We start from the raw sequence: 6,863 nt of genomic DNA, 5'->3' as shown, positions 1-6,863 counted from the left end.
CGATCGCCGCCTCCGGCACGCGCAGCGCTTTCGGCCGCATCGCGTTGCGCGCGCCTGCGGCAAGGCTTGCCTCAAGCGAAAAGCGGGCGCGCGGGTCGGCCGCCAGCGCTTGAACCTGGAGCCCCCCCGCGCCGGCATCTGCCTGGATATCTTCGACGAGCTGCGAACGCGGCATCTTTATGATATATTTGGTGAATTGCGGGCAATCGATATGGAGAGCGCCCCGCGTGGCGCAGCCGCCAAGCGCCAGCGCGATCGTCGCGACCAGCATTGCGCGAACCTTCAGCATGGCATGCCCCCAAACCGTTTCGGACCCATTTCGCACTTGCCGATAGACGCGACCTACGCACGATGTTTTACTGGAGTCCGAAAAACGTGAAAGCCGTCGCGGGGGCGAGGCGGAAAGCGCGACGCGGGGAACAGGGTCATGGAGAACAGGACACCGCATCGCTTGCGGTTGCTCGGTGCGTTTGGGCTGTTCGCGCCTGACGGCACCCGCCTGCAGATCACCAGCCGCAAGGGCATTGCCTTGCTCGCCCTGATTGCCCTGGCGCGCTCGGGCGAACGCTCGCGCGCCTGGCTGCAAGCGCAACTGTGGGGCGGCCGCGATCCCGATCAAGCCCGCGCCAGCTTGCGCCGAGAACTGTCCAATTTGCGGCTGGCGATCAATGGAGCCGGTGAGCCACCGCTCCTTTCCGCGGACTCCGTAAAAGTTCGGCTGGACCTCGACCGGATCGATGTCGATGTGCGCGAACTTCACACCGACGTCACCAATGTGCGTACCCCCGCCCTCGCCGATCCCGGAGAATTGCTGGAAGGCCTCGATTTGCCTGGCGAGGACGGATTCGAGGATTGGCTCCGCGAACAGCGCCAGCATGTCCGCACGCTGATTGACCATGTGCACGTGCAAGCGTGGGAGCGAGTCGCGCTATCCGATACGCCGGTATCGGCGCAAAGCGCACAAGCACCCGCCACGTCCGGGCTGGCCAACGGTTTCGCTCCCTCGTCCCGCAAGCCGTCGGTCGGGGTGATCGGGTTCAGCACCCGGTCCAGCGCCCCCGACGATATCGCGCTTGCCACCGCCTTTACGGACGAAATCGGGGATGCGCTTTCGCGGTTCTCGACGCTGTTCGTGGTGCTGGCCGGCCCGCGCGTGGAACGCCCACTGGATCACGGCCCGCTTTGCCGCGAACTGGGCGTGCGCTATCTGCTCGAAGGCAGCGTGCAGCGGGAAAGCGGGACCATCCGCATTCAGGTGCGCCTGACCGATGGTGTGGTGCGCGAACAGATCTGGACCCAGCACTTCGATACGGCGCTGCACGCCCTGTTCGACGTGCAGGCCGAGATCGCGGCGACGGTCGCGCAACAAATCGACTCCTCGGTCGAGATCGCCGAGCGCACGCGGGCCGCAGCACAACCGGTAACGACCGCCGATGCCTATCATCTCTATTGGCGGGCCAATGCGCTGTTCCGTCAGTGGGAACGGGCCCCGATGGAGGAGGCGATCGCGCTGGCCGGGCAAGTGCTGGTGCTGGAGCCGAACAATGCCTGGGCGAGCGCCTTGCCGCCTTTTGCCATTCGATCACCTTCGCCTTCGGCTGGGCGGACGATCCTGCGGCGACGCGGGCGGCGGCCCTCGCTCACTATGAACATTGCCTGCGCTACGGCGACGATGATCCGTTCGTGCTCGGCTATGCGGCGGGAACGCTGGTCGGCATTGGCGGAGACATCGACATCGCCGATCAATTGATCGAGCGGGCGCTCGAGATTCACCCGGCATCGGGGGCCAGCCTGTTCTGGGGCGGGTGGGTCGACATTGCGCGTGCCAAGCCGGCGCGGGCGATCACGCGCTTCGAGCAGGCGCTGCGGATGAACCCGCGTTCGGCAGTGCGGCCGCAAGCGTTGACCGGAATAGGACTCGGCCTGCTCGCCTGTGGCGAAGTCGCGCGCGCACGGACCGCCTTGCGCGAGGCTGTGCAATATCTCCCGCACGCCCCGGTCACCCTCGCCGCGCTGGTTGTGGCGTTTACCCTCAACGGCGAGGAGCAGGAGGCGGCTCCCTACGCCATCCGCCTGCGTGCGCTGGGCGGCACGCGCAGCATCGATGCGATCATTCGCGATCCGCGGATGCGTGCGGTGCTCGACACCGCGCTGGATCGCTATGCCAGGCCCCAGGCCGACAAGGCATCGCTGCACACAACGCCCCGCATCTCGGGCGAGAGCAGCCGATAACGCGCCGCCCGCCAACGCCCGGCGCGCGAGCGGGGGTCGCTCGGCATCCCGAAGTCGCGCATCACCCGGGTGCTGGTGATGACACCCTGCTTGCCCCAATGCTGGCTGAAGGGGATGCCCTCGCGCTCCAGCGCCAGCGCCACGCACCGCGCGGCATCGGCGCTGTTAAGGGTGCGAAGCCCATCCATGTTGATCACCACCGTGTCGTCGAAACGGGTAAAGGCCATCAGCCCGGCAGCCTTGGTGACGAAGCGCAGCGTGAACACCTGGTGCCCGCCGCCATGGGTATGGAACGCATCCAGCATGGTTTTCAGCGTCGTGCTTAAATGTGCTCGCTCGATCGCATAAGCGGCATTGTACAGTTCGATTTCCCATCCGAGGATTTTCTGGCGGACATGCGGGCCATTGGCCCCGCCCCAGGTCAATTGGCGGGGGGCCACGCCCGGTGCCGGCTCGGGCTTGAACTCCTGTGCGACCAGCCACGCCACCGCCTGCGGCAAGGGCAGCAGCAAATCCTGTTCGGGCTGCGCCGCGAGCGCCCGGCCGAGCAGGTTGAGCGGTTCATGGGTCGGTTCGTGCGGAACATCGGGCAGCGCCGCCAGCCGGGCGACCACGCGATTCGGTTCGCGCTTGTAGAACAGCGTCACCAGTGCATCGTGGGCGTCACCCCGATAGCCGGCATAGGGGTGAAAGGGATCGAGAATGACCTCGATATAATAAGGCGTTTCCCGGCTTGGCGGCCACACCTCGCGCGCGAAGCCCGCATAATCGCCCGCCTGCAATTGCGCGATCGCTGCGGCTGTCAGCGGGTGCTTTACCCGTACCAGATCGACGACGAAGCCCGGCACTGCCTCCAGCAGCACGGCATTGACGACGCCGAGCCCACCGAGATGGACCAGCGTCGCCTCGAACAGGTCAGCCTCCAGCACAACATGATTGGCCAGCGTCCGCGCCGTTGCCGCCGCGAGCCAAGGCACCGGACCGCGCTCGATCCACCACGATTCGCCCGGGCCCGTTACGATATGCACCCCGCGAATGTGATTTTGGAAACCGCCATAGCTGAGCGCCGAACCGTGCACGCCCGTGCCCAGCATCCCCCCCCACCGTTTGCCCGTCATGCGCGCCCGAGGTGGCCAACGAGAGGGAGGGTTCCAGAAAGGCATTCAGATCATGGATCGTCGTCCCCGCATGCGCCAGCACCATGCGGTCGCGGTGCACCGCCGCCGCACCGAGATCCGCAGGATCGACACGCCAGATATGTTGCGCCAGCGTCGTCTGTGCCAGCCCGCCCGGCCCCTTGGTAATGTCGCTGAACGACCAGGCCGAACCGAGCACATTGACCGGTGCACGCTTTTGCGCCGCATGCCCCAGCACCGCGCCCAACAATTCGGCGGTCTTGCGCAGCGCCGGGATGGCCTCGCTCGGCCCAGGCCCCGGAATCAACGCCGCAGTTTCGACCTGCAGCCGATCCTGCGTGTGGTGGTAATTGCGCCAATGCGGCGTGGTGGACCAAGACAGCGAGGGCACGCGCATTCCTCCGAACACTAAGGTGCGCGCGCCTTGCCGCAAAGCTGTCCGAATCGCGTGAAAATCGGGCGGTATCGCTGCGGCTCAGGCGAATTTATCCGCACGCCGCCGCCCGACCAGCAGTCCGCGTTCAAGTCGACCGCACAAGGCCGCATAATAATCGTCGAGAAAGCCGCGATCGTCATGATCGTCCGGTAGCCCCGCCTTGCGCCGGATCGTGGCGGCGACGGTGGCGATGGCATCCTCGCGCCCGCTGCGCAGGACCTCCTCCAGCGTCTGCAACTCGTAGACGCCGTACAGATCGAGCGCGGCTTCGGGAAACACGCGCCGCGCACGTTCGCTCGCGACGACCAGATCCGCGCCAAGCTCGCCGCGCACGGTGCGCACCACCCATGTCCCGGCGAGGAGGTCGCCGATCCGCAGCCGGTCGCGGTTGAACAGCGGGAAGAACAGGAAAATGCCGCTCCACCCCAGCGCAAAGATCGTCACGAAACTGTCCGCCAACCCCTGCACCGCTTGCGACATCAGGAAACTGAGCGGCAGGAACACTTCGATCTCGCGCATTGCGTTGCGCGCGATCACCGCCCCCCCGGTCAGCCGCGCGCCATCGCGCGCGACGACGCGCAGGCCCATCAAGCGCTTGCCTGGCGTCGCCCCGCGCCCGCCCATCTCAAACAGCGCGAACCAGCCATTGCGCAACGCGAAGAAGCCCAGCAACCACAGGATCGCCAGGGCGCTTTGCTTGCTCGCCACGAACAGCAAGACGATGGCGATCGTCGCCAAGATGAGCAGAATCAACATCGCCACCGCGTCGACCATGAAGGCGGCGGCGCGGACTCCCGCCCCGCCCAGCTCGATTTGCAGATCGACGCCTTCGGGCGTGACGAAGCTGCGCCGCAGCGATTGCGGGCCTTCGGGCGGCGCGTCCGGTTACGCCTGAACAACGCCATGGCGACCCCTCGGCAGATAGAAATACAGTAGCCAGCCAGCCAGCATCGCCAGCCCGATCGCATAGCGCGACAGATCGGCGGTAACCGTCTGCCGCCCGATCCCTTCCAGCACCCCCGGCCACCGCCAGCATCACCACCGTGCCCGCCATCACCGTCGCCCCGCTTTTGCCCGCCGCCACCGCCGCATCCATCCGCGCCTGGCGTCCGGGAAAGGCGATCGCGGTGCCGATGCGGAACCCCGCCGCCCCCGACAGGATGATCGCAAACATTTCGGTGGTGCCGTGGATCATGATCCAGCCAATGAAGCCGAAGCCCAGCCCCTTGGGCGCGAACACCGCGAGAAACGCACCCAAAGTCAGGCCGTTATAGACGATCAGCAACACCGTCGGCACGCCAAAGGCAAAGCCCAGCGCAAAAGCGAAAATCGCAATCTGCGCATTGTGGGTGAACAGGAAGGCGGCAAAGGTGGCCAGCGCATCCTGATCCTTGGTATTGTACAACGTCTGGCGCAGGCTTTCGACCGAGGCCGATGGATCGCGCCCCTGCGCCATGCCATCGCCGACGATGCCGAAGAACCAGCTCGGATCGCCGCGCACCAGCACATAGCCGACCACTGCCGCCGCCACCGTCAACAGAAAGGCGACCAAAGTCTCACGCCAGATCGAACGGATCGCGGCGGGCCAGGCATTGCGGAAGAAGCGCGCCAACTGGCTCAGCGCCGAACTCGGCACGCCGTAAAGCTGGAAATACGCACGGGTGCAGAGCTGTTCGAGATAGACGATCAGCGCGCGGTCGAGCGAAGTTTCGCGCGCCACCGCCAACGACGACAGCGCCGAGCGATACAGCAAGGGCAGCGCGAGCAAATCCTCATCCTGAAGCGCGCGCACCGAGCGACGCTCGATCCGCGAGATGAGAGACTCCAGCCGTTCCCAATCGGCCGCATGGGCGGCGCGGAAGCGGCTGGCATTCACCAGCACCGGTTGCGGCGGCGCGAACGCAGAAACAGCGGCGGGGGCGATGTCCGTCACAACAGGTTCCTCCGCTTCAAATCGACATAACCCGCGACGAGCCGCTCGCCGACGCGATCATGCTCGGCCTCGATCACATGCACCCCCAGATGCTGCAAGCGGGTGAGCACCAGCTTGCGGTCGCGCAACAACGCCGCCGCCGTCACCGCGCGCGTCACATCGTCGGCAGTGACCGGAGCCGCATCGGCGATGCGCTCCAGCTCCTCGTCGCGCAGCACCACGACCAGCAGCAGATGCGTGCCGACGATCCGCGCCGCCGCGCGCACCATGAAATCGGCAGAGGTCAGATCGGTGAATTCGGTGAACAGCACGATCATCGAACGCCGCGTCAGCCGTGCCGCGAGCGTGGTCAGCGCGAAGGTGTAATTGGTTTCCTCGCCGCTATACTCGATCGCCGCCGCCAGCCGTTGCAAATTGGCAAAGGCGGGCATCCCCGACACCACCCCGCTGGCGATGCGGGGCCGCGAATCGAAGGCGTGCAGCGCGACGCGGTCGCCCAGCTTCAGCGCAACCCACGCGGTCAGCAACATCGCCGAGACCGCACGATCGATGCGCGGCAGCCCGGCGACCGGCTCGCACATTTGCCGCCCGGCATCGACCGCGAACACGATCTGGTTGTTGCGCTCGGTACGAAATTCCTTGGCGTGGAGCTTGGTCTGGCGCGCCGACTGCTTCCAGTCGATCGCGCGGCGGTCCATGCCGGCGCGAAACTCGACCAGCGCCTCGAAATCGGCCCCGTCGCCGCGCTCGATCTGCGCGATCAGGCCCTGCAGCGCGTGCCGCTGGAAAATCTGCGCGCCGCGATCGTGCAGCGGGCGGATGTCGGGCAGGATCGGCAAGGTCGTGGCCGTCGCAATCACCCGCTGCTGCCACGCCAGCCCGAGCGGCCCGCGCCAGCGCAACCACAACTGCTCGAACCGCGCCGTCCCGCGCCGCACCGTTGCCAGCGGCAGGACCGCCACGCCGCGACCGTTCCGAAGCGCGATCCACATCCGCCCGTCATTTCAAGCGTCACCAGCGGCCCCGGCGCAAGCGCAACTTCGGCACTGCCGGGCACGCGCGCGCCATCGAGAGCGACGCTGACCACCGCCTCCACGGTCGCGCCGCGACTCGACACGATCAGCGA

The 6,863-nt window shown here is 66.5% G+C and carries 8 protein-coding genes and 1 pseudogene; 2 read left to right on the top strand and 7 right to left on the bottom strand.

Going from position 1 to position 6,863, the window contains the following annotated elements:
* Positions 1-289 (bottom strand): hypothetical protein (locus tag NW75_RS19675; RefSeq protein ID WP_033967041.1); only part of this gene is annotated, 289 nt, incomplete at its 3' end.
* Positions 290-427: 138 nt separating this feature from the next.
* Between NW75_RS19675 and NW75_RS19670 the strand changes: the two genes are divergently transcribed.
* Entirely contained in the window at positions 428-1,750 is a 1,323-nt protein-coding gene (locus tag NW75_RS19670) for a hypothetical protein (RefSeq protein ID WP_156143084.1), read from the top strand.
* Complete coding sequence (locus NW75_RS19665) at positions 1,684-2,232, top strand: tetratricopeptide repeat protein (protein WP_033967039.1); 549 nt, start codon at positions 1,684-1,686, stop codon at positions 2,230-2,232. The genes NW75_RS19670 and NW75_RS19665 overlap by 67 nt, the downstream gene beginning before the upstream one ends.
* Here NW75_RS19665 and NW75_RS19660 read toward each other — a convergent pair.
* The 6 genes and pseudogenes from NW75_RS19660 to NW75_RS28425 all read right to left on the bottom strand — a co-directional run.
* Positions 2,160-3,209, bottom strand: coding sequence for a hypothetical protein (locus NW75_RS19660; RefSeq protein WP_156143083.1), 1,050 nt, complete (start codon positions 3,207-3,209; stop codon positions 2,160-2,162). The genes NW75_RS19665 and NW75_RS19660 overlap by 73 nt on opposite strands.
* Positions 3,148-3,759 (bottom strand): hypothetical protein, encoded by a 612-nt coding sequence (locus NW75_RS19655; protein WP_156143082.1) that lies wholly within the window; start codon positions 3,757-3,759, stop codon positions 3,148-3,150. Before NW75_RS19655 ends, NW75_RS19660 begins: the two co-directional genes overlap by 62 nt.
* Positions 3,760-3,843: 84 nt before the next feature.
* Positions 3,844-4,659, bottom strand: coding sequence for an RDD family protein (locus NW75_RS19650; RefSeq protein ID WP_033967036.1), 816 nt, complete (start codon positions 4,657-4,659; stop codon positions 3,844-3,846).
* 30 nt (positions 4,660-4,689) lie between these two features.
* A pseudogene (locus tag NW75_RS19645) lies at positions 4,690-5,737 on the bottom strand (stage II sporulation protein M).
* Entirely contained in the window at positions 5,734-6,639 is a 906-nt protein-coding gene (locus NW75_RS19640; RefSeq protein WP_443024505.1) for a DUF58 domain-containing protein, read from the bottom strand. The pseudogene NW75_RS19645 and the gene NW75_RS19640 overlap by 4 nt, the downstream one beginning before the upstream one ends.
* Positions 6,594-6,863, bottom strand: a 270-nt coding sequence (locus NW75_RS28425; RefSeq protein ID WP_443024504.1) for a hypothetical protein, incomplete at its 5' end; no start/stop codon positions are given. The genes NW75_RS28425 and NW75_RS19640, both read right to left, overlap by 46 nt.

It is taken from the genome of Sphingomonas sp. Ant H11 (assembly GCF_000797515.1).
Taxonomy (GTDB): domain Bacteria; phylum Pseudomonadota; class Alphaproteobacteria; order Sphingomonadales; family Sphingomonadaceae; genus Sphingomonas.
This window is presented reverse-complemented; position numbering and strand designations above follow the sequence as displayed.